This window comes from Streptomyces sp. NPDC026672, from assembly GCF_040638185.1.
Taxonomy (GTDB): Bacteria; Actinomycetota; Actinomycetes; order Streptomycetales; family Streptomycetaceae; genus Streptomyces.
In genome coordinates this window covers 19,518-41,720 of sequence record NZ_JBEZXS010000056.1, presented here as the reverse complement: position 1 = coordinate 41,720, position 22,203 = coordinate 19,518, and the positions used below count along the sequence as shown (strand labels likewise).

General features: G+C 68.4%; 24 protein-coding genes. 13 read left to right on the top strand and 11 right to left on the bottom strand.

Annotated features, from left to right (window positions below; translation table 11 throughout):
- The first annotated feature begins 7 nt into the window (after positions 1-7).
- Positions 8-487, top strand: coding sequence for a nucleoside deaminase (locus AB0F77_RS38390; RefSeq protein ID WP_361957958.1), 480 nt, complete (start codon positions 8-10; stop codon positions 485-487).
- Positions 488-537: 50 nt separating this feature from the next.
- On the opposite strand, the gene AB0F77_RS38385 is transcribed toward AB0F77_RS38390, so the two are convergent.
- The 8 genes from AB0F77_RS38385 to hemL all read right to left on the bottom strand — a co-directional run bounded on the left by AB0F77_RS38385 (position 538) and on the right by hemL (position 8,650).
- Entirely contained in the window at positions 538-936 is a 399-nt protein-coding gene (locus tag AB0F77_RS38385; protein WP_361957955.1) for a hypothetical protein, read from the bottom strand.
- A 44-nt stretch (positions 937-980) separates the two neighbouring features.
- Positions 981-2,081 carry a c-type cytochrome biogenesis protein CcsB gene (gene ccsB, locus AB0F77_RS38380; protein WP_361957952.1) on the bottom strand — a complete coding sequence of 367 codons (1,101 nt, stop codon included), beginning with the start codon at positions 2,079-2,081 and terminating at the stop codon, positions 981-983.
- Positions 2,078-3,793: a cytochrome c biogenesis protein ResB gene (locus tag AB0F77_RS38375; protein WP_361957949.1), complete on the bottom strand. Its 1,716-nt coding sequence runs from the start codon at positions 3,791-3,793 to the stop codon at positions 2,078-2,080. The genes ccsB and AB0F77_RS38375 overlap by 4 nt, the downstream gene beginning before the upstream one ends.
- Before the next feature lie 4 nt (positions 3,794-3,797).
- Positions 3,798-4,571: a cytochrome c biogenesis protein CcdA gene (locus tag AB0F77_RS38370; RefSeq protein ID WP_361957946.1), complete on the bottom strand. Its 774-nt coding sequence runs from the start codon at positions 4,569-4,571 to the stop codon at positions 3,798-3,800.
- A 1-nt stretch (position 4,572) separates the two neighbouring features.
- Positions 4,573-5,163, bottom strand: coding sequence for a TlpA disulfide reductase family protein (locus AB0F77_RS38365; protein WP_361957943.1), 591 nt, complete (start codon positions 5,161-5,163; stop codon positions 4,573-4,575).
- A 66-nt stretch (positions 5,164-5,229) separates the two neighbouring features.
- Positions 5,230-6,516 carry a hypothetical protein gene (locus AB0F77_RS38360; protein ID WP_361957940.1) on the bottom strand — a complete coding sequence of 429 codons (1,287 nt, stop codon included), beginning with the start codon at positions 6,514-6,516 and terminating at the stop codon, positions 5,230-5,232.
- 110 nt (positions 6,517-6,626) lie between these two features.
- Positions 6,627-7,274: a histidine phosphatase family protein gene (locus AB0F77_RS38355; protein WP_361957997.1), complete on the bottom strand. Its 648-nt coding sequence runs from the start codon at positions 7,272-7,274 to the stop codon at positions 6,627-6,629.
- 35 nt (positions 7,275-7,309) lie between these two features.
- Positions 7,310-8,650 (bottom strand): glutamate-1-semialdehyde 2,1-aminomutase, encoded by a 1,341-nt coding sequence (gene hemL / locus AB0F77_RS38350; RefSeq protein WP_361957937.1) that lies wholly within the window; start codon positions 8,648-8,650, stop codon positions 7,310-7,312.
- 529 nt (positions 8,651-9,179) lie between these two features.
- Here hemL and AB0F77_RS38345 point away from each other — a divergent pair.
- Complete coding sequence (locus AB0F77_RS38345; RefSeq protein ID WP_003974483.1) at positions 9,180-9,617, top strand: hypothetical protein; 438 nt, start codon at positions 9,180-9,182, stop codon at positions 9,615-9,617.
- A gap of 151 nt (positions 9,618-9,768) precedes the next feature.
- On the opposite strand, the gene AB0F77_RS38340 is transcribed toward AB0F77_RS38345, so the two are convergent.
- Both AB0F77_RS38340 and AB0F77_RS38335 read right to left on the bottom strand, forming a co-directional pair.
- The gene (locus AB0F77_RS38340; protein WP_361957934.1) at positions 9,769-10,323 is read right to left on the bottom strand and encodes a flavoprotein; all 555 of its coding nucleotides are present in this window, start codon (positions 10,321-10,323) and stop codon (positions 9,769-9,771) included.
- Positions 10,320-11,588 (bottom strand): helix-turn-helix transcriptional regulator, encoded by a 1,269-nt coding sequence (locus AB0F77_RS38335; protein WP_361957931.1) that lies wholly within the window; start codon positions 11,586-11,588, stop codon positions 10,320-10,322. The genes AB0F77_RS38340 and AB0F77_RS38335 overlap by 4 nt, the downstream gene beginning before the upstream one ends.
- Before the next feature lie 175 nt (positions 11,589-11,763).
- Between AB0F77_RS38335 and AB0F77_RS38330 the strand changes: the two genes are divergently transcribed.
- The 7 genes from AB0F77_RS38330 to AB0F77_RS38300 all read left to right on the top strand — a co-directional run bounded on the left by AB0F77_RS38330 (position 11,764) and on the right by AB0F77_RS38300 (position 18,053).
- Entirely contained in the window at positions 11,764-12,201 is a 438-nt protein-coding gene (locus tag AB0F77_RS38330) for an ATP-binding protein (protein WP_361957928.1), read from the top strand.
- Positions 12,202-12,203: 2 nt separating this feature from the next.
- The gene (locus AB0F77_RS38325) at positions 12,204-13,523 is read left to right on the top strand and encodes a UDP-N-acetylglucosamine 1-carboxyvinyltransferase (protein WP_361957925.1); all 1,320 of its coding nucleotides are present in this window, start codon (positions 12,204-12,206) and stop codon (positions 13,521-13,523) included.
- A complete protein-coding gene (locus AB0F77_RS38320) occupies positions 13,520-14,749 on the top strand; it encodes a bifunctional metallophosphatase/5'-nucleotidase (protein ID WP_361957922.1) in 1,230 nt (409 codons plus the stop codon). Before AB0F77_RS38325 ends, AB0F77_RS38320 begins: the two co-directional genes overlap by 4 nt.
- Positions 14,746-15,285: a dCTP deaminase gene (gene dcd / locus AB0F77_RS38315; RefSeq protein ID WP_361957919.1), complete on the top strand. Its 540-nt coding sequence runs from the start codon at positions 14,746-14,748 to the stop codon at positions 15,283-15,285. Before AB0F77_RS38320 ends, dcd begins: the two co-directional genes overlap by 4 nt.
- The gene (locus tag AB0F77_RS38310) at positions 15,282-15,818 is read left to right on the top strand and encodes a deoxycytidine triphosphate deaminase (protein ID WP_361957916.1); all 537 of its coding nucleotides are present in this window, start codon (positions 15,282-15,284) and stop codon (positions 15,816-15,818) included. The genes dcd and AB0F77_RS38310 overlap by 4 nt, the downstream gene beginning before the upstream one ends.
- Positions 15,815-16,912, top strand: a complete 1,098-nt coding sequence (locus tag AB0F77_RS38305; protein ID WP_361957913.1) for a glycosyltransferase family 4 protein — start codon at positions 15,815-15,817, stop codon at positions 16,910-16,912. The genes AB0F77_RS38310 and AB0F77_RS38305 overlap by 4 nt, the downstream gene beginning before the upstream one ends.
- A gap of 88 nt (positions 16,913-17,000) precedes the next feature.
- A complete protein-coding gene (locus AB0F77_RS38300) occupies positions 17,001-18,053 on the top strand; it encodes a serine hydrolase domain-containing protein (RefSeq protein ID WP_361957910.1) in 1,053 nt (350 codons plus the stop codon).
- Positions 18,054-18,261: 208 nt separating this feature from the next.
- Here AB0F77_RS38300 and AB0F77_RS38295 read toward each other — a convergent pair whose 3' ends face one another.
- Positions 18,262-18,798: a winged helix-turn-helix transcriptional regulator gene (locus AB0F77_RS38295; RefSeq protein ID WP_361957907.1), complete on the bottom strand. Its 537-nt coding sequence runs from the start codon at positions 18,796-18,798 to the stop codon at positions 18,262-18,264.
- A 330-nt stretch (positions 18,799-19,128) separates the two neighbouring features.
- Here AB0F77_RS38295 and AB0F77_RS38290 point away from each other — a divergent pair, with 330 nt between their 5' ends.
- The 4 genes from AB0F77_RS38290 to AB0F77_RS38275 all read left to right on the top strand — a co-directional run bounded on the left by AB0F77_RS38290 (position 19,129) and on the right by AB0F77_RS38275 (position 21,661).
- The gene (locus tag AB0F77_RS38290; RefSeq protein ID WP_361957904.1) at positions 19,129-19,692 is read left to right on the top strand and encodes a hypothetical protein; all 564 of its coding nucleotides are present in this window, start codon (positions 19,129-19,131) and stop codon (positions 19,690-19,692) included.
- A gap of 130 nt (positions 19,693-19,822) precedes the next feature.
- Positions 19,823-20,095, top strand: coding sequence for a multiubiquitin domain-containing protein (locus tag AB0F77_RS38285; protein WP_361957901.1), 273 nt, complete (start codon positions 19,823-19,825; stop codon positions 20,093-20,095).
- The gene (locus AB0F77_RS38280; RefSeq protein WP_361957898.1) at positions 20,073-21,257 is read left to right on the top strand and encodes a ThiF family adenylyltransferase; all 1,185 of its coding nucleotides are present in this window, start codon (positions 20,073-20,075) and stop codon (positions 21,255-21,257) included. Before AB0F77_RS38285 ends, AB0F77_RS38280 begins: the two co-directional genes overlap by 23 nt.
- Positions 21,258-21,316: 59 nt before the next feature.
- On the top strand, positions 21,317-21,661 hold the full coding sequence (locus tag AB0F77_RS38275) for a DUF6527 family protein (protein WP_361957994.1): 345 nt from the start codon (positions 21,317-21,319) through the stop codon (positions 21,659-21,661).
- Positions 21,662-22,203: the final 542 nt, after the last annotated feature.

The following is a 22,203-nucleotide window of genomic DNA, read 5'->3' as shown; positions in this document are numbered from 1 at the left end:
AGGACACATGCCGGACGACCCGCACGGCCCGAACGACCCGGCCCCGGCGCAGTCCCGTGCCTGGCTGGCCACCGCCCTCGCCGAGGCCCGGGCGGGGCTCGCCGAGGGCGGCATCCCGATCGGCGCCGCGCTCTACGGCCCCGACGGCACCCTCCTCGGGCGCGGCCACAACCGCCGTGTCCAGGACGGCGATCCCTCCGCGCACGCGGAGACGGCGGCCTTCCGCGCGGCGGGACGGCGGCGGACGTACCGGGGGACCACGATGGTGACGACGCTGTCGCCGTGCTGGTACTGCTCGGGGCTGGTCCGGCAGTTCGGCATCTCGCGGGTGGTGGTGGGCGAGGCGGTCACCTTCCGGGGCGGCCACGACTGGCTGGCCGCGCACGGTGTGCGGGTCCTCCTGCTCGACGACCCCGAATGCACCGCCCTGATGCGGGACTTCGTCCGGGACCACCCGGACCTGTGGAACGAGGACATCGGCGACTGATCCCGCCCGCTCCCCCGTTCGAACCGCCACCCGTTCCGCCGAAAAGCCCTCTAGGGCGAGTCCAAGGATTCGAGCAGGCGTTCGAAGCGGGGGTGCCAGTCGGTCTCCGGGCCGCCCGCGCCGCGGAACTCGTGGGTGAAGCGGAGCACGGACGCCGTGTCGCCGGCGCGTTCCAGGTGGAAGCGGAGGCGCCCGGCGGTCACCGTGTACTCGGCGACCCGGTCGACGTCCCACGCGGTGACCCGGCCCTCGCCCAGCCCGCCCAGCTCGACCGCGCCGCCGAGCCGGGGCTCCAGGACGCCCGCCGGGGCGCACCACCGCGCGAGTCCGTCCGCGGTGGCCAGCGCCGGCCAGACCCGCTCCATGGGCCACGGGATGCGCACCAGGTAGTGCAGGATGCGCGTGTCCCCCCGGGTGAGGCCGGTGTCCTGCTCGATGGAACCGCTCATGACACCAGCCTGACCCCCGCCGGGCGCTCACGCACCCCTCGGGGCTACACGCCCGCGTAGGAGTGCTTGCCGGTCACGAAGATGTTGACGCCGTAGTAGTTGAACAGCCAGCAGGCGAAGGCGAGCATCGCGAGGTAGGCGGCCTTGCGGCCCTTCCAGCCGGCCGTGGCCCGCGCGTGCAGGTAACAGGCGTAGGCGACCCAGGTGATGAAGGACCAGGTCTCCTTCGGGTCCCAGTTCCAGTAGCGGCCCCAGGCGTCGCCCGCCCAGATCGCGCCCGCGATGATCGTGAACGTCCACAGCGGGAAGACGGCCGCGTTGACCCGGTAGGCGAACTTGTCGAGCGAGGCCGAGGCGGGCAGCCGCTCCAGCACCGAGGTCGCGAACTTCCCGGGCTTGCCACCGCTCAGCAGCTTGCTCTCGTACGAGTCCTTGAACAGGTAGAGGATCGTGGCGACCGCGCCGACGTAGAAGACCGCGCCGCAGAAGATCGCCGTCGAGACGTGGATGTACAGCCAGTACGAGTGCAGGGCGGGCACCAGCTGGTCGCTGGCGGTGTAGAGGACGGTCACGGCGAGGCCGAGGTCGAGCAGGACCGTGGTGACGAGGAACAGCCCGAGCCAGCGGACGTTCTTGCGCAGCGCCAGCAGCACCAGGTAGACGGCGACGGCGACCGTGGAGAACGTGATGTTGAACTCGTACATGTTGCCCCACGGCGCCCGCTCCACCGAGGCCGCGCGGGCGATCACGCCCGCCAGCTCCACGAGGAACGCGAGCACGGTGAGGGAGACGGCGATCCGGCCGTACATGTCGCCCTGCTCGTCGCCGCCGTGCGCGCCGGGACCGTCCGGCACGTCGCGGGCGCCGGCCGCGGCGCGGACGACGACCTTGGGCCGCTCCAGCACGGTGGTCCCGCCGGCCTTGCGCACGGTCACGGCGGGCGTCCCGGCCTTCTCGGGACCGTCGGCCGTGAGCGCGGCGGCGGTGCGGCCGACCTTGCTGCGGCTGCCGAGCAGCCACTCGGCGATGTAGGCGAAGAAGGCCAGTGTGTAGACGGCCATCGAGGAATAGATCAGCGTGTTGCTGATGCTCGCCAGGTGCTCGTTGGTGGCAACGGCGAGCTGGGTCGTGGCGGCGGAAGTCACTGCTTCTCAGCCCCTTCGGCAGGTACGGCTTGGGGGTCGGGGGATTCTGCGGGGTCGTCGTCGGGGTCGGGTGCCCCCGGCGCCTGGTCGTAGAGGATTCCGGCGAGGTCGCCGAGTTCGTCGGGCACCTTCGCGGACTCGCTGCGGCCGAGTCCGGCCATCTCGACGACGGTCACGCCGTCGTCGCCGCGCACGGCCCGCACCCACACGCGGCGGCGCTGGATGAACAGGGAGGCGGCGAGGCCGAGGATGGCGACGAGCGCGCCGCCGAGCGCCCAGCCGCCGCCGGGCTCCTGGACGACCTCGAAGCCGGCCCACTCCTTGATGTCCTTCTCGAAGGTCACGGAACCGGCGCCGCCGGGGAGCGTCATGGTCTGACCGGGCTTCAGCTGCTGCTTGAACAGCCCGCCCCCGGCGTCCTTGAACTCCTTCATGTGCTTCTTGTCGAGCTGGTACACGCTCTGCGGCAGGCCCGAGTTCACACCGAGGTCGCCGTGGTAGGCGTTGAGCGCGAGCATCGGGTTCAGCAGCGCCGGGAACTGGGACAGCATGGTGCTGCCCTGACCACCGTAGGTCGGCAGGAAGAACGCCTGGAAGCCGAGCTGTTCGCTGACGCCCCGCGGGTCGCGGTAGCCGTCCATGACCTTGACCACGCCCTGCGAGGTGACGTTCCCGTCGAGCGGCAGCAGCGGTACGGCGTCGTGGTAGACGACCTTGCCCTTGCCGTCGCGGACGGTGATGACCGGGGCGTAGCCGTGGCTGACGAGGTAGACCTTGGCGGCGCCGATCCGCAGCGGCTGGTTGACCTTGACGGTGGTCGACCGCTCCTTGCCGTAGGCGCCCTCGCGGTAGGTCAGGCTCGCCTGGTAGGTGCGCGGGGTGCCCCGGTTCGGGCCGGTCAGCTCGTAGGTGCCCTTGAACGACTTGAGGTCGAAGCTGAACGGCGTCAGGTCGTCGTTGGTGAAGAGGCTGCCGGACTTGAAGTCGTCGTACTGGAGGATCGTGTTGGAGAACCCGTCGCCCTCGACGACCAGCTTGTTGCCGTCCGACTTGTAGAGCTGCCCGGAGGCGAAGGCGATCAGCAGCACGATCAGGGCGATGTGGAAGGCCAGGTTGCCCAGTTCGCGCAGGTACCCCTTCTCGGCGGCGACGGCGTCGCCCTCGACGTGGGCGCGGAAGCGGCGCTTCCTGAGCAGGGCGAGCGCGGCCTCGCGGACCTGCTCGGGCTCGGCCCCGGTGCGCCACGTGGTGTACGCGGGCAGCCGGGTCAGCCGGCGGGGGGCGCCCGGCGGACGGCCGCGCAGCTGTCCCACGAACTGCCAGGTGCGGGGCACGATGCAGCCGATGAGGGAGACGAACAGCAGGATGTAGACGGCGGAGAACCACACCGAGCTGTAGACGTGGAAGAGGCCGAGCCTGTCGTAGATCGGCGCGAGCGTCGTGTGGGCCTTGCGGAAGTCGTCGACCTTGGTGACGTCGATGCCGGTCTGCGGGATCAGCGAGCCGGGGATCGCGCCGAGCGACAGCAGCAGGAGCAGCAGCAGCGCGACCCGCATCGAGGTGAGCTGCCGCCAGAACCAGCGGACCCAGCCGACGACGCCCAGGCCGGGCAGTTGCGGCTCCTCCTGGGGCGCGGTGGACAGCTGCGACCCGGCGGCACCGAGGTCCTGGTCCTCGGTGCCGCTCGGAGTGCCGGTGGTGGTGTTGCTCATCGCGTCAGATCCCCACAGTGAAGCCGGTGGACCAGGTCTGCATCTCCTGCACCAGGCGGTCCCAGGCCCCGGACAGCAGCAGCACACCGGTCACGATCATCATCGTGCCGCCGATGCGCGTCACCCAGACATAGTGGCGCTTGACCCAGCCGAAGGCACCGAGGGCCTTGCGGAAGGCCACGGCGGCGAGCACGAAGGGCAGGCCGAGGCCGACGCAGTAGGCGACGGTCAGCACCGCGCCGCGCCCCGCGCTGGCCTGGTTCATCGCGAGTCCCTGCACGGAGGCGAGGGTCGGGCCGATGCAGGGCGTCCAGCCGATGCCGAACAGCGCGCCGAGCAGCGGGGCGCCGAGCAGTCCGGTCGTCGGACGCCTGTGGAAGCGGAACTCGCGCTGGGTGAGCCAGGGCATCAGGCCCATGAAGAAGACACCCATGGCGATCATGAGGACGCCGAGCACTTTGGACAGCACGCTCTGGTGTTCCTGGAGGGTCGCCCCGAAGAAGCCGAACAGCGCGCCGCCGGAGACGAACACGACGGTGAAGCCGAGGACGAACAGGGAGGCGCCGCCGGCCATCCGCCCGCGCCGGGCCTCGGCCAGGTCGGTGCCGACGACTCCCGTGACGTACGACAGGTAGCCGGGCACGAGGGGCAGCACGCACGGGGAGAAGAACGAGACGAGCCCGCCGAGCACGGCGATCGGCAGGGCGACCATGAGGGCGCCGTCGACGACGGTCGAGTTGTGGCCCGTCGCCGCGGCGAGCGTGAGGAGCGGGCTCACGTCACTTCTCCGCCACGACCGGCTTGATCATCTTGACCAGGTCGTCCTCGCTCAGCGCCTGGAGGGCCCGCGCCGCGATCCGGCCCTGGCGGTCGAGGACGAGGGTGGAGGGGATGAGCTGTGGGTTGAGCGTGCCCTTCTTGAAGCGGAGCATCAGCCGGCCCGTCGGGTCGTACAGGCTCGGATAGGTGATGTCCTGTTCCTTCTCGAAGTTGACCGCGGGGGTGGTGCTGGTGTCGCGGGTGTTGATGCCGACGAACTGCACCCCCTGGTCCGCGTAGTCCTTGGACACCTTGGCGAAGTTCTTGCCCTCGGCTCGGCACGGCCCGCACCACGAACCCCAGACGTTGACGACCACGACCTTGCCCTTGTAGTCGGCGACGTCCAGGGTCTTGCCGTCGATGGTGCGGCCGGACAGGTCGGGCGCCGCGGCCCGCTTGCCCTGCGGGGCGGTGTCGATGCCGTTGTTCCCGGTCACGAAGTTGGTGTCACCACCGCCGCCCGACGTGCCGCCGGAGCCGCACGCGGACAGGGTCAGTGCCGATGCGGCGACCATGGCGCTGAGCAGGACGGCGCGGCTGCGGGTACTCATGTGAAAAGTTTCGCATGCCCGTTCCGGGGATCTTGCACACCCCCCTTGCGGGTGGAAAACCGCATTTCAGGCGGCGTTTCCCGAGGTCGCGGGGGCATCGGCCAGGAACTGCTTCCAGCCGCCGGCGGGGCACTGCCCGACGTCCAGGGTGCGGAGCTTGGCCAGCACCTCGGGCCGCTGGACGTCCAGCCAGTCGGCGAACTGCCGGAAGGAGACCAGCCGTACGTCCGCGCCCTTCTCCTTCTCGCGGGCGATGTGCTTGAACGCCTCCTCGACGGCGTCCATGTAGATGCCGCCGTTCCACTGCTCGAAGTGGTTGCCGATGAAGAAGGGTGCGCGATTCGTCTCGTATGCGCGCTTGAATCCGGATATGTACGCCTGTGCCGACTGGTGCCGCCAGCCCGGGTAGTTGTGGGCGGGCGCCTTCGTCGAGTTGATCGACTGGTTGGCGAGCATGTTGTAGTCCATCGACAGGACCTCGAAGCCGTGCCCGGGGAACGGGATCTGCTGGAGCGGCAGGTCCCACACGCCCTTGCGCTTGTCCGGCCAGACCTGGCGGCCGCCGGGCGAGGAGGCGTCGTAGCGCCAGCCCAGCTCGCGGGCGGTGGGCAGCAGGTTGTCCTGGCCGAGCAGACAGGGCGTACGGCCGCCGACCAGTTCCTTGTCGTAGTCGAAGGGCAGCGACGGCAGGTCGGTCCAGCCGGTGTTGGTCCGCCACTCCTTCACGAAGGACTTGGCCTGCTCGATCTCGCTGCGCCACTGCTTCGGGGTCCAGTTGCCGACCGTGCCGCTGCCGCCGCAGAAGTGCCCGTTGAAGTGGGTGCCGATCTCGTGGCCCGCAAGCCAGGCGCGGCGGACGTTCTGGAGCGTGGCCCGGACGTGCTCGTCGGTGAGGTAGCCGATGTCGGAGGCGCCGCGCGGGTTGTTCGGCGGGTCATAGCGGCGCTTCTTCGACTCGGGCAGCAGATAGAGCCCGGAGAGGAAGAAGGTCATGCTCGCGCCGTGCTCCTCGGCGAGGTCGAGGAAGCGCGGGAAGAGCCCGTTGCCGACCTCGCCCGCGCCGTCCCAGGAGAAGATCACGAACTGCGGCGGGGTCCGGCCGGGCTCCAGTGGCTCGGGCGTTCCCGGCTGGTGGGGCTGCGGCCCGGTGAACGAGGTGGACCCGTCACCGATGAGGCGCGCGGCCGGCGCCGTACGGCCCTTCCCGGTACGTCCCTCCCGGGTGTGGCCGTTGCCGGAACCGGCGGCGGGTGCTCTGCCGTCCGACGTGTGGGTGCCGCATCCCGCGAGTCCGAGAGCGGCCGTGGCAGCGGCACCGAGTCCGAGGGCTCCCCTGCGAGTGAGTGTGCGCATCGCATCCCCGTTCGTCACTTCCTGTGGTGGTCACCCAGTCAGAGGGCGCGACGAACGGGGAGGTTGCTCTAACTTGTCAGCTTTTCGTAACAAATGATCCGATACCCGGCTCAGGCGCCGAACGCCTTGCTCCTGCCCTTCACCGGCTTGGCGCCGGCGCGCAGATGGGCCGGGACGAGGTCGCGGGCGGGCTCGGTGTAGCCGACGGAGACGATCTTGTCACCCTGGTAGGTGAACGTCGTCAGCGAGGCCAGTGTGCACTGCCGCTTGCGCGGATCGTGCCACAGGTGCCGCCGCTCGACGTACGACCGCAGGATCCAGATGGGCAGTTGGTGGCTGACCACCACCGCCTCGTGGCCGCGCGCCCGGTCCCTGGCCGCGTCCACCGCGCCCATCATCCGCACGACCTGGTCGACGTAGGGCTCGCCCCAGGACGGCTTGAGCGGGTTGACCAGGTACTTCCAGTTGGCGGGCCGGCGCAGCGCCCCGTCGCCCACCCCGAAGGTCTTGCCCTGGAAGATGTTCTCGGCCTCGATGAGCCGTTCGTCGGTGCCGAGGTCGAGCCCGTGCGCCTTGGCGATCGGGGTCGCGGTCTCCTGCGCCCGCTCCAGCGGGGAGGCGACGACGTGCGTCACGTCGCGCGGGGCGAGGTGCTCGGCGACGCGGTCGGCCATCTGCCGCCCGAGCTCCGAGAGGTGGTAGCCGGGCAGCCGCCCGTACAGCACGCCGTCCGGGTTCTCGACCTCGCCGTGCCGCATGACGTGGACGACGGTGATGTCCTTGCTGCTGGTGCTCACGCGGTGGCCTCCGCCGCGGCTCGGGCCGCCGCCGGGAGGGCGTCGGCGATCTTCTGCACGGCCCGCTCGTCGTGGGCCGTGGACACGAACCAGGACTCGAAGGACGACGGCGGCAGATAGACGCCGCTCGCCAGCATCGAGTGGAAGAAAGCGGTGAAGCGGTACGACTCCTGCCGCTTGGCGTCCTCGTAGTTCCGCACGCGCCGGTCGGTGAAGAACACGGAGAACATGTTGGAGGCCGTCTGGATCTGGTGCGCGACGCCCTCCTTGGTGAGTGCCTCGCCGACGAGCGAGCGGATCTGCGCGGAGACCGCGTCCACCGTGTCGTACGCGGCGTCGTCGAGCAGCCGGAGCTGGGCGAGGCCCGCGGCGGTCGCCACCGGGTTCCCGGACAGCGTGCCGGCCTGGTAGACCGGCCCGGCAGGGGCGAGGCGCTCCATGACGTCGGCCCGCCCGCCGAAGGCGGCGGCCGGGAAGCCACCGCCCATGACCTTGCCGAAGGTCATGAGGTCGGGCGTGACGCCGTCGATCCCGTACCACCCGCTGCGGCTGGTGCGGAAGCCGGTCATGACCTCGTCGGAGATGAACAGGGCGCCGTTCTTCGCGCAGGCGTCCTTGAGGCCCTGGTTGAAGCCGGGGTCCGGCGGCACGACGCCCATGTTGCCGGGCGACGCCTCCGTGATCACACAGGCGATCTCGCCCGGGTGCCGGTGGAACGCCTCCAGGACGGCCTCCAGGTCGTTGTACGGCAGCACGATCGTGTCGCCCGCCTGGGCGCCGGTGACGCCCGGGGTGTCGGGCAGCGCGAACGTGGCGACGCCCGAACCGGCGGAGGCGAGCAGCGAGTCCACGTGGCCGTGGTAGCACCCCGCGAACTTGATCACCTTGGACCGCTGGGTGAAGCCGCGGGCGAGCCGGATGGCCGACATCGTGGCCTCGGTCCCGCTGCTGACGAGCCGGACCCGCTCGACGGGCCCGACCCGGGCGACGATCTCCTCGGCGAGGGCGACCTCCCCCTCGCCGGGCGTCCCGAAGGAGGTGCCGCGCGCGACGGCCTCCTGGACGGCGGCGAGCACCTCGGGGTGCGCGTGCCCGAGGATCATGGGGCCCCACGAGCAGACGAGGTCGACGTACTCGCGCCCGTCGGCGTCGGTCAGATACGGGCCGGTGCCCGACACCATGAAGCGGGGGCTGCCGCCGACGGCGCCGAAGGCGCGCACCGGGGAGTTCACGCCGCCGGGCGTGACGGCGGACGCGCGGTCGAACAGGGCCTCGGACGCGGGCGCTTCGTAGGGGTAGGGCACGTGGGGCGCTCCTGTGGCGGGCGATTCACTCATGACCTGCTACTTCTCCGACCTTCTCGGACCATTTCCGGCCTTCTTCGACGTACGCGGACTCCGGTCGCGTAGTGACCTCCTCAGGGTAGGCCGATGCCGTCACCGGTCCGGCAAACACGTGGTCGAACCGCTGCCATCTGCGAGACTGGGAGGTGATACACACAGCTCATACGGCCCATGGCGTTCCGGGGCTGAGAAGCTCCTGCGGACTGGTGTTTCACCGCACGTTTCGGCGGGCGGCCGTGGGGGAGGTCACTGACACGATGATCGGGTTGCGCGGCCGGGGCCACGCGTCCTAGAAAAGCAGTCGGGTGGAGATATGCATCGCGGTGGCGGACTGGGCGAGGGGACCGACGACCTGGGTCCTCGACGTGCCCGGCAGGGAAGGCACCGACGCGAGGCGGAGGAAGCGGCGGAGACACGGCAGGAACTCGGCGGGCCGGGTGAGTCGGAGCGCGACGAGCGACGTATCGACCGACGTGAACGTCGGATCGATCGGCTGAGGGCGGAGAGCGGGAATGGTGGTCGGGTGGGGGTGACGTACAAATACTTCGGCGCGCCCGACGGCGCGACCGCGGCCCGCGTCCCGATCTCGATGCGCCCGGAGGAACTCGGCGGCGACGAGCTCGGCATGAACGGCATGTTCACGAAGATCAAGCCGGAGACGATGGCCGCGATGGTGCTGACCGGCATCGAGGGCGTGCCCCTGCACAAGGTCCCGCCCCTGGAACTGGTCGTCCTGCACCCCGACTACGCGGTCGTGAAGCTCCCCATGACGGTGGTCGACCCCCTCCGCGGCATCGGCGAGGAGGCGGTGGGCGCGGCGGCCTTCATCTGGTCCACGGTCCCCGACCGGGGCGGCCCGCGGGACGCGTTCAACGTGTACCAGCTGCTGCACGAGTGGCAGGACTTCTCGCACCGCCTGCATGAGGCGGGGCATCAACCTTATTGCCTTGTGTGGCCGTGACCTGGGGTTTCTTGCGGGTTGGGCGGGGTCTTCGGGCCTCGCCCTTTGTGGTGCCGGAGGGGGGTCGTCAGGCGGCCAGCGCACATGGGTTTCGCTGGGAGCTCTGACGTGCCCCAGGCGGCGGGCGGGTCACCGTCGTCTTCCGCCTTGATCAGGCCGGGGCGGACAGCTTGGGTGCGAGGAGTTCCAACGCTTCCTCCCAGCGGAAGCGATCCGCCCCGCCGCCGGCCTTCGGCCGGTGCGGCTCGTACGAACCGGTCAGCACACCCATCTCCCGCAGCCAGTTGAGACTGCGGCGGTAGGCGGGGTGGGCGGCCTGGGCCGAGTTCAGGTACGGCAGGACCGCGGTGGGTATGCCCATGCCATACGCCTCGCACAGGATGCCCAGGGCGAGGGTGTCGGAAATGCCGGCAGCCCACTTGTTGACCGTGTTGAAGGTGGCCGGCGCTACCGCGATGGCATCCGCAGGTGGCAAAGGGCGCGCCTCGCCGGGTGTGCGCCAGGCCGAGCGAATCGGGTAGCCGGTCTGCTCCTCAATCGCCTCGGTGTCGAGGAAGCCCAACCCCTGTGGGGTGGCGACGACGCCGACGTCCCAGTGCCGCTCCTGCGCAGCGGTGATCACCTTGCCGACGTCACCGGCGATGCCGCAGGCACACACGACGACGTACAGAAAGGGCTTCTTCTCCGGGGCGGTCGGCTCACTCACGCAGGGACTCCCAGTTGGCGGCTGAAGTGGTGCAGTTCCGGCAGGGTACGGCGACGGTCGCGGGCCGCCATGTCGGCGACCAGGTCGCGGACGGCGGGCCGGTGTACGTCCTGAGCGGCACAGGTCTCGGCGATGCGCAGGGCCTGGTAGCCGTCGGAGAGGCGTCCCTGCTGGCTGTAGGCACGAGCCGCTTCCACCCACAGGGCCGCCCGGCGCTCAGGGACGGGGATATGCCGGCGCATGAGTGGGCGGGCGGCCTGGAGTGCGAGGCCGGAGTCGCCGAAGGCCACCAGGGCGCTGAGTTCGTGCAGGGCGACGTTGGTAGGGCTGAAGTTGGCCCAGGCGTCAGGACGGTCGAGGGATACGTAACGGGCCACCTCCTTGGCCTCGGCGAGGAACTCCTCGGTGGCCGCGCGGTCGCCGCCTCCACTGGCTGCAGTCACACCACGAAGCAGCAACAACCCGACGGCCGCGAGATCCTTCGGAGAGCGGCGGTCGTATGAACCAGTGAGCTGATCAGCCGTGTGGCGGACAAGGGTGACGGCCTGGGCTGCGTGCTTCTCGCGGGCCAGAACGTGGGCCTGCACGCGGATGCTGGAGGCCAGCACCACCGGGTCGCCGGAGCGTTCGGCCTCAGCCATCGCACGGCCGACCGCGAGCCAGGCATTGCCCTGGTCATGCTGCTTCAGCAGGAGACTGGTGGAGGTCTGGTACGTCGTGGCCAGCAGCGCGGACAGCACATCACTGTCCGTGGTGCTGCTGGAGGCCAGCCTGAGGTCAGCGATCAGGCCGGGCAGGATCCGCTCCAGCTCCGCATAGTCGCAGGTATAGAACAGCTTGCGAGCAGCGCCGACCCGCTCCCGGAGAACCGTTGTGTCCAAGGGGGCATCTGTGCCCGCCAGGCTCAAGCCAGGCAGGAGTGCCTGAACGAGATCGTCGTGGGCGGCAGCGGAGGTGGCCGGGGTTGCGAGCGCGGCGATGCTCGCAGCAAGGAACGTACGGCGGTGCATGTCGTCTGTTTCGGGATCGGCGGCGGAGGCTTCGGAAGCGGCGAGGCCCAACTGCTGGGGTGGGATCTTAAGTTCCTGCGCGACGGCACGCAGGACGCGAATGTCCTCCGTGCCCCGGCCACCTTCAAGGCGACTCGCCTTGGACTGGTGGTAGCCGAGCGCGGCAGCGACGTCCTTCTGCGAGCGTCGCTGTAACACCCGTGCCTGACGGATCACTTCGCCGATCCGTCTCGCTTCGCTGTGTGCTACGGCCATCTGCCACGGCCCCTTCCGCCGTCGCTGATCCTGCCTGCTCAACCGAGCGTAGATCAGCCGTACTTCGCCGTGATGCAGCTCCTGCATAACCGATGCAGCGCCAGCACCTGGGCTAACCATCTGCCGTGACCGGCTGGTTGCGTGAAGTAGCCGCACCAACCTCGGGAGACCGCTCATGACAGCGCACCAGCTCACCCTGTCCGTACCCGCTAACCCCACCGCGGTTGCCCCCGCCCGGCACCGGTCCGTGGAGGCGATACAGGGCTGGGAGGCGGGGCTGGACAACGAGGTGGTGCGCACGGCCGAGCTGGTGATCAGCGAGCTCGTCACCAACGCCGTCCGGTACGCCAGCAGAGGTCAGGTCTCACTGGAAGTGCAGCTGCTCGAAGCCGTCCTGCGTGTCGAGGTGTGCGACTCCAGTCCTGTTCTGCCCCGGCCCGGCCTCCCGAACGAGCACAGCGAGAACAGCCGCGGCTTGTTCCTCGTCGCCGCTCTTGCCGACCAGTACGCCGCCGAACCGACGCCCACGGGCAAGCGGTGCTGGGCCGAGATCGCCCTGCCTAACGGCCCGGACCAGAAGATCTCTGTCTCCCTTCCGCTCCAGAGGAGTTGATGATGTCGACCTCCCGCACCCCGGCCGTCGCAGCCGAGGTAATCGCCGTACGCCCCGGTCCCCCGCTCACCGGCACCGTCAGGGTGGACGGCTCGAAGAACGCCGCGCTGCCGCTAATGGCCGCCGCCGCAGCCCTCGGCCGCCCGGTGCGACTCGGCAACATCCCGGCGAACACAGACGTCCAGATCATGCAGGCGCTGTTACAGCAGGCGGGCTGGCACGTCGCACACCCGGCGGGCGAGCCGACGACCGCAGTGGTCGTGCCGACGGAGGCCCGGCGTACACATCCCGAGCTTGCTCGGGCCGCACACATCCGCGCGTCGTACTACCTGGTGCCCGCTCTGCTTGCACGGCACGGCGAGGCACGGATGCCCTGGCCGGGAGGCTGCCGGATCGGCGCCCGCGGAATGGAACTGCACTTCGAGGTCTACGAGGCGTTCGGCGACCGGAGCTCACAGGACGACTCCGGCTACCGCATCGAGGCCGTCACACCGCGCACCGGCACGGTGTCGCTGGTGCTGCCGTTCCGCTCCCGTGGAGCCACGGTGGCCGCCGTCCTGCGCGCCGTGACGACCGGTCGTCCGTTACGACTGGGCGGCCCGAACCTGTCGCCAGAGGTCCTGTGCGTGCTGGGCGCGCTGGCCGCCGTGGGCTGGGAGATCAGGACCGGTGAGCACGTTCTGTCCCTCTCGCCGCCGTCCTGCGGGCAGCGCGAGGCTGCCGTGTGGGAGGTACCGGGCGACAAGATCGAGGCCGGCACCCTGGCCTGCGCCGTCGCCGCCACTCGTGGCAACGCGTGCATCAGCGGCGTACGGGGCAGGGATGTGGAGCCGCTGGTCTTGGCTCTCGGGCAGTTGGGCGTTCCTGCCGACGTCAAGGGCGATGCCCTCTCTGTCCGCGCCCAGGACGCGCAGTCGACAGGTCGTCCTCTCCGCGCCATCGCCTCCCTCAACCCGGGCGGACTGGACGCCGACTTCGAACCACCCCTCATGGCACTCGCCCTCGGCCTGCCCGGCACCCACCTGTTCGCCGACGCGATCAATCCCGGCCGCCACGGCAACCTGCTGCCCCAACTGGCCCGCCTCGGAGCCGGCATCGAGGCAATCTCCCCCACCGAATGCTGTCTGACCGGCCCCCAGCGACTGACCGGCGCGGGCGTGGAGGCAACCGACATCCGCACCGGCTCCGCCCTCATGGTCGCCGGCCTCACCGCACGAGGCGTCACCACCGTCGGCGGCCTCGACCAACTCCGCCGCGGTCACGCCGACCTGCCTGGGAAACTCCGCGCCCTGGGCGCCGACATCTGCGAGGTCACCCCATGACTGCCGCTCGCACCCTGCGCCAAATCGTGGCCACCACCGACGTTCACTCCGCCCTCGACAACGCCGACCCGTTCCTGACCCACCTCCACGTTCTGCGCCTGACCTCGCTCATCGTGGACTCCGGCGACTTCTTCGAAGGCTCCGGCTATTACCGTCTGGCCCGTGGCTCCATCGAGCGCGAGATCCTGCTGAAGCTGTACGACGTCCTGGCGCCTGGCAACCACGGGTGGCGGCACCACTTCGAATCCGACCTCCACCGCCTAACCGTCTGCGCCAACGCCGTCCACGCCGACACAGGAGACACGCTCTTCCGCCGCGTCCGGATCATCGAGATCGATGGCCGACGCGTAGGCGTCACCGCGGTGATTGGTCAGCAGGCTTTCCATTCAATTCCCGTCGGCCAGCGCGCCGAACACCGCGTCACCGATCCTGTCCAGGCGCTGCGCGAGCTGATGCTCGCCCACCACCATGAGGTGGACAGCTGGATCCTGCTCAGCCACTCCGGGTTCGACGAGGACCTCAAGCTGGCGGCCGCATGCCCGTTTCTAGACGTGATCTTCGCCGGACACTGTCACAGCGCTCAATCCGGCCCGGCCCAGGTGGGGGACACGCTCATCGTCAAAGGACGGGAACTCGCCGACGGGTACGCGGTTGCCACGCCGATCGGGCCGAGCTGGGGCGCTGGCACCACTCGCTTCCCGGACCGGAAACCAGCCGCTGTTCCAGCCGAACTGTCGGAGGCGATCAAGGAGATCGGCAGAGTCGGGAAGGAGTTGGCGCGCAGCCTCGGGCCCGTCGCCCGGGCGTATAGCCACCAGACACCCGATCGCCGCGGCCTGCTTCTCGACCTGGCCACGCGTCTGCGGAGCGGACTCGGCGTCGACGCAGTCATCCTCAACCACACCGCGCTGCGGCCTGTCCCGCTCGGCGACATCCTCACGCTGGGCAATCTGCTCGCCATCGAGCCCTTTGACAACCAGCTCGTCCACGCCCGTATCCCAGAACCCTTCCTTCAGGACGTTCACGGCCTGTTGACCTCCCTCACGGAACAGGCCGGTCCTCTCGTCACGTCGCCGGACCCGTTGCCGGACAGCATCACCACGGTGCTGACCACCGACTACCTCGCAGACAACTACCTGGCCGGCCGCTCACACGCAGCAGGTCTGCTCCTCAGCCAGGGCCTCAAACACGTCCTCACCGCGCCCGCCGACGGGGGCACGCGATGATCCTCACCGGCCCCGAAATCACCGCCGCCGCCCACGACGGCCGCCTGCGGATCACGCCCTTCGCCCCCGACCAGGTCAACCCCAACAGCTACAACGTCCGCCTCGGCCCGATCCTGCTCACCTACACCGCCGACGTCCTGGACGCCCACCAGCCGAACGCCACCACCGAGTGCACGATCGGACCGGACGGGTACGTCCTCCAACCCGGCGAGCTCTACCTAGGCCACACCCTCGAAGAGGTCGGCTCCGACATCTTCGTCCCACTGCTGTTCGGCCGGTCTTCCGTCGGACGGCTCGGCCTCTTCGTGGAGATCACCGCCCCCATCGGGGACATCGGCTTCCACGGCCAATGGACCCTGATGCTCACACCGATCCGCCCCCTCCGCGTCTATTCGGGCATGCGGATCGGACAGATCATGTTCTTCGCCTCCGCCGGCCCCATCTCGCCATACGCAGGCAAGTACCAGGCTGCGATCGGCCCGCAACCCTCCGCCTACTGGCGCGACGTGACCAAGCTCCGGGCGGTGGCCTCGTGATCCTCACCGGACTCGCGATCGCCGCCGCTCAAGCCACGGGTGAGATCGTGATCGAACCGTACGATCCGGCCCGCCTCTCCCCCAACGCCTACGACTGGCGCCTCGGCGACACCCTGCGCATCTGCGACGCCGATCTGGACGCGGCCTCCCCGACTCCGTACGCCGAGACCGCCATCCCGGACTCCGGATATGTCCTGCACCCCGGCGTGCTCTACCTCGGCATCACCCACGAGATGACCGGATCGGAGACGTACGCCCAATTCCTCAACGGCGACCGCACCATCGGCGCGCTTGGCATCTGGGTCCATGTCTCCGCCCCGCTCGGGCATCAAGGCCATGCCATCCGCTGGACACTGGAAATCCATGCCGCCAGACCTGTCCGCGTCTATCCCCGGATGACCTTCGGCAAGCTCGTCTTCCTCCACTGCCTCGGCACCCCGGCCAGCTACCAACAGCACGGCCTCAAGTACACCGCAACTGCAGGCATCGACATCTCGCGCCTCTACGAAGAACTCGCCGGAGGTGCCACGTGAGTCCTCGGGTAGCAACCGTCCTCGACCTGCCCTTCGGCAGCGCCGGCGGCAGCGTCGAGCTCTTCCTCGACCTATACACCGGCAAGAACCCGCTGCTCCTGGCCCGTGCCTTCATGCTCGCCCCGCAGACGCCGCCGTCCCACTTACCTACCGGGCTGGAGCTGATGGCCGTGCCCGGCAAATGCCTCTCAGGGCCGCCTTTCACGGCGTACGTCAACGCGTTGCGTCGAGCCCTGACGCAACGCATCGAACCGTCCAGCGTCGATGTACTCCACCTCCAACACCTCACCTTCGGCGGAACCCCAGCCCTGATCCGCGCCCTACCTGCGCACCCTCGCATCGCGCTCGTCCACGGCACCGATCTGCTGTTCGCCGAAGCCCACCGCGACCAGCTGCGTGTCCTGCAGGAAACCACGCGTCTCGCGGACGCCATCATCGTCCCGACCGGCGCCATGGCTGATCGGCTCCTTCAGCTTGCACCCACCATGGAGCGCAGGAAGATCGCAAAGATTCCCTGGGGCATCCCCGACCATCTGCTCACCACCCCACCGCTGCGCCCGGCCCGCCGACCGACCGGACACCTCCGGCTGCTCTACGCAGGACGCCTCACCGCTGAGAAGGGCATCGAGGCACTCTTACGCGCGATGCCCGTAGCCCAAGCCGTTGAACTGAGCATCGCAGCGCCTCGTCACCAGTTCCATGGTCTGACCCCACTCCTGCGCCAGCTCAAGGTCCACGTCCGCTATCTCGGCTGGCTCAGCCGTCCACAGCTGTGGAGAGCCTTCACCGGCCACGACGTCCTCGTCATGCCCTCGACCACCCTCGAAGCCATGGGCCTGGTCGCTCTTGAAGCGCAAGCCTGCGGGCTGCCGGTCGTCTATCAGCCCGTTCCAGGGCTGAGCGACACGCTCGCCGCCACCGGCCTGACCACCGACTTCACCAACCCCGCCGCCCTCGCCCAGGACCTCAATCGACTCCGCTCCACCCCCGGCCTGCTCGCGGCTCTCCAAGCTGCTGGCCGCACCAACGCCGCTCGCTATCCCCTCACGGCCACCGCCGCTGCCCTGGCCGACCTCGGCAAACAGCTCATCTGACCTGTCCGTGCCGCAGCCGGTTCCGTACCGGCCGCCTCACTACGCTGACCACTGGGACATCTCACGGCCTACGATCGATCGGGAGACCATGGCGCTCGACCTCGACACCGACCGCATCCACCAACTCCTCCACGACGGCGCACGCGACAAGATCTACCCGGGCGCCGTGTGGGCCGTCGGTGACAGCCGAGGAACCCAGGCCAGCGGCAGCACAGGCGTCCTGGATCCCGAACGGCCCGATGAGCCGATGCGGCGCGACACGGTCTTCGACGTAGCCAGCCTCACCAAGATCCTCGCGGTATGGTCGACGATCGGCAGCCTCGTCGAGGACGGGAAACTCCAACTCGACGCGCCACTTGGGGACTTGTGGCCTGAAATGAGCGGATATCCGCTGGCGCAGGTGACCGCACGCCGCCTGCTCACGCACACCGCCGGCGTCCCTCTTCGGGCCAACCTCAAGAACCTGTACGGCACCGACCCGCAGGACGTCCGCGACGGCGTCCTCCGTGAAGCCCTGCACCGCCAGCCAGGTGAGGCCGTGGAATACACCGACCGCGCCGCCCTCATCCTCGGCTACCTTGCCGAATACCTCTCCGGTCAACGGCTCGACGCGCTCGCAGCCAACCGCGTCTGGCATCCCCTGGGCATGACACAGACCTGCTTCGGCCCGTTGAGTCCCGATGTGACGGCCCGCTGCGCACCGACCGAACTCGACGACAGCACAGGAACCCATCTCAAGGGGCTCGCCCACGACTTCTCCGCCCGCCTGCTCGACGGGGTGTGCGGCATCGCGGGAGCATTCTCGGTCCTCGACGACGTCGCGGCGTTCCTGCGCTATCTCCTCGATCCGAACAAGATGAACGCATCACCCGGATTCGGCACGGACTGGATCAAGGAATCTCTCCAGATCCATACCGGGGAACTGACGCCGCCTCGGGGCCTGTTCTGGCACCCCGCACCAGGCACGACACCGGAAACCGACGACGTCTGGGTGCACTACGGCTTCACAGGCACCGGCATGTGGCTCTCCCCCAGGAAGGACCGCTGGGCAACTCTGTTCACCAACAAGCTCTACTACAGCCGGGACCGCGAACCACTCACCCGCGTCCGCAACGAGTTCCGCTCCCTCGCCTTCGCCTGAACTGCCTGGATCTCAGGATTTGATGAGGCGGCTGTCGAAGCCAGCGCCCAGGAGGCACTCGTAAGAGTCTCAGGCCACAGCTGGCGGCCGGTCCCGCACGAACGGCGTCCACGCACGGCTTGGAGATCAACAGCGCTGACTCCTGGACAAGTTTGGCGTACCGGCACAGCACTGAGCCTGCACGAGTGGGCGAAGGCCCAGTTGCCCCTCAGAAGGCAGGCACGCTGTAGATGAATTCCTTGCCGCCTCGGTCAGGGCCCACGGAACGTTCACGCCGGAGCGCTCCCGCTTCGAGGAGTCGCTTGAGCCGATTGTTCGCGTTGGACAAGGAGATGTGCAGTTCATCGGCAAGCTCAGCCGCGCGGAAGGCACTGAGTTTGCGGGCGCTCTCATAGGTGTCGGTCAGGACTTCTGCATCCCCTAGGAGGGTGTGACTCTCGGCATCCACGGCAAACTGTTTGCGCCTTTGCAGACACACGGTGACTGCGTCCCGGGTCTCCTCGTTCAATCCTGCAAGCTGCACGGCTTCCACGGCATGACCTTCAGCCGGGAGAAGCGTGTAGAACTTGCCGAGGAACTCGTCCGCGAAGCTGTTGGTCATCGCAATGACGCCGGCGAAGTCGATCGTCAGCATGGGCAGGGCGTCAGACTGCCGCAGCTGCCCTTCCAGGTCGGCTCGCGCTGCCGCCCCTGCGGCGCGCGTAAAGAGGAACTCGCCGTAGGGCAGTACGGGGAAGGTGCTCATTCCTTGCCTCGTCGTTTTCATTGAACACATTGAAGCATAGTGAGGTTACGGCGCAAATGAGACTCTCAGCCATGCCCAGGTGCCGTCCACGGGCATCCCCGTGGTGAAGCCGCGCACGGCAGGTGCCCCCGCGAGATGTCTGGCGGCCCGCACCAGCCCGTGCCCACTTCGCAGGACGAGCCGGGTTGGGCCGGTACCGCCGGCCTGACTAAGCAGGTCGGGCAGCCCATTGCCACGGCCTTCCCCAGTACCGCTGATGCCACGGCGGAGGGCCCTACGGATTGCAGTTTCACTGTCCGCCAAGTCGGCGTGGTCGGGGTTTCGGCTCAGATGGGCGAGGACCCCGATGCCGTTGTCGCAGATGGCTACTTCCAGGCGACGGGTTCCAGTGGTCTTTCCGGTGTACGTCTGGGCAGCTATATAGGCACCACCAGGGCCGCACCCATGACTGACGGCATTGTCGATCAGCTCACCGACGCTGCGGGCAACCTGAGCACCCGGGGACGCACCAAGGTTGGCAACCGCGAGAAGACCTATGCGCTCACCTACGTCGTCGGCGGTGTCCGGGGTCAAGAGAGTGGTCTCAAGGAGAGTCGCGCGATGGTCACGCCGGTCGTCGAACGGAACGGCTCCGACGACCGTGGCGCCCTCGGGAAGCTGGGCGAGGAGGTCCATCCGCTGCAAGTAGGAGGCGACACGAGGATCGGAGGGGAGACGCAGCACACTCTCGCCGGACATGACAGAAGCAGCCTGGGCGAGTGCGGATACGGCGGTGAGGTCGAGTGGGCTGATGAACTGCAGCCGTGTGGCGTCGATGGTGAGGGGCTCGCCGGGGTGGCGGTGGAGAACCAGGTCAGCGCGGAGCAGCGGGTGGCGTCCGACGAGTTCGAGTAGCACGACAGACCAGGATGCCAGGGGCACCGCCCGGGAAACGGGTGTCACCCGTTCAGGCGTGTCGCGTGCGGCTGCGGTGACCCGTGGTACGGTTTCACTGGATTCAATGAAACTGATGAGAGGAGCCGAGATGCCTGACGTCTCCGTTACCCCCGGCGCCCACCAGCGCGACTACAAGATCGTCGTGAATGCGCGCGAGAAGACCGTCCACAAGGACACCTTGGCCTTCGAGGAGGTGGTCCGGCTGGCCTTCGACCCGGTCCCGTCGGGTCCGAACGTCTTCATCACGGTCAGCTTCCGGCACGCCCACCAGAAGCCCGCCGACGGCACCCTGAGTGCTGGCGAGAGCGTCGAGATCAAGAACGGGACGGTGTTCACCGTTGTCGCCACTGACAAGTCGTAGCCCCGACCTGAAGCGCCTCCAGGACGAGGGCTTCGAGGTCGAAGTGAAGGACGGCCACCTGCTCGTCCACCATGTCCCGTACGTGGCAGCGGACCGCACGGTGCAATTTGGAGTCCTGGTGTCGGAGCTGACGTTGGCCGGCGACGTCACCACGACCCCGGCCACCCACACGGTCCACTTCAGCGGCGGCGCACCGTGCGATGGCACTGGCGAGCCGCTGAGGAAAATCATCAACTCGACTACCAACGACGTGCTGGCAGGCGTGCAGACAACGTGCATGTTCTCCAGCAAGCCGGTCGGCACGGGCGTGTACGCCGACTACTACGAGAAGATCACCGCGTACGTGGCGATCCTTTCCTCCCCGGCCCACACACTGGATCCAGACGCAACGGCGCAGACGTACAGAGTGGTGCCGTCCGAGCCGCAGGGCTCCGTCTTCCGCTACGCCGACACGGCGTCCAGCCGGGCCGGCATCGGTGCCGTCACTCAGCGTCTGGCCGCGGTCGAGAACGTGGCGATCGTCGGTCTGGGCGGAACCGGTGCGTACATCCTTGATCTGCTCGCCAAGACCCCGGTGGCACGGATCCATCTGTTTGACGGCGACCGCTTCCTTCAACACAACGCCTTCCGCGCACCTGGTGCGCCCTCCGAAGAGGAACTGCAGGGGGCGCCGCTGAAGGTCGACTACTACGCGGACCTCTACGGAAAGATGCGGACCGGCATCGTCCCTCATCCGATGTTCGTGGACGAGACGTCCATCGAGGAACTGCGCGGGATGGACTTCGTGTTCCTCGCGCTCGACAAGGGTGCGATCAAGCGTCCACTGGTCGGCCGACTCGAGGAGTACGACATCCGCTTCATCGACGTGGGCATGGGCGTCCTCGTAAGCGACACCTCCCTGACGGGACTGCTACGGGTAACCACCAGCGTTCCCGGCCAGCGCAGCCACGTCCATGAACGGCAGCGAATCCCCTTCGTCGACTCGGACGAGGACAACGCGTACGCCAGCAACATCCAGATCGCCGAGCTGAACGCGATGAACGCCTCGCTCGCCGTCGTGAGGTTCAAGAAGGTCTACGGTTTCTACGTCGACCTCGAGCGCGAACACCACAGCGTCTACCAATTGGACGGGAATGTCCTCACCAACGAGGACATGGGGTGACGGGCACTCGGATCACACATGTGTTTGTCGACTGCTTTCCTGAACAGTTGGACCAGGGCATGGTGTACATCTCCATCCGCTACGCCCTGGTCACCCACCTGTGCTGCTGCGGCTGCGGGTACGAGGTCGTCACCCCCCTCGCGCCTCGGGAATGGAAGCTGACCTTCGACGGAGTCGCGATCTCCCTGCACCCCTCGATCGGGAACTGGAGCTTCCCGTGCAAGTCCCATTACTGGATTCGTAACAACACTGTCGTGTGGGCCAGACAGTGGACCGAGAAAGAAATCTCCGCCAGCCGTGGAACAACGCGCCCAACAACTGAGGCCATGCGCCGAACGAGCCCAAGACGTACAGCCTCCCCGGTCGCTTCCAAGTGGTGGGCCGCGCTGCGGAAGCGCAAGTGAGGGCACATCCAGGGCACATGAGCCCGGGAAACGGCGTTGACCCATGAGAACTACCGGGAGGGGTTTCAACAGGTCAGCGCACATTTCCTCGCGAAACCCCAGGTCAGCCCCCTCCCACCCCCAATCGCTGCACGAGTGGCAGGACTTCAGCCACCGCCTCCACGAGGCAGGCCACCAGCCGTACTGCCTGGTGTGGCCGTGAGCTGAGGTCTCACGAGGTTCGGGCGGAGCTTTCGGGCTCCGCCCTTTGTGTGTTCACCGGGCCCCCGACGTCGTGGTATCCGGCGTCCGGCAGGGGGAGGAAGTGGTGGTGGGAGCGAGCAGTACCAGCCATGTGGTGGGGCCGGGCCGCGTGGTGTGAACGTGTTCGGTTCGTGGTTCACATCGCCGCATCCGTCCCCATCCCGCACAACTCCTCCCCACCTCGCCCCCCACACCCACACCGGTCGGTCACCCCGGTTCGGCCGGCGGACCGCCGGACCCCCATCCCCCAAACCGCCCCAAACGACGCGCCCATAGCCGCACATCGCCCGTTTCCCGCC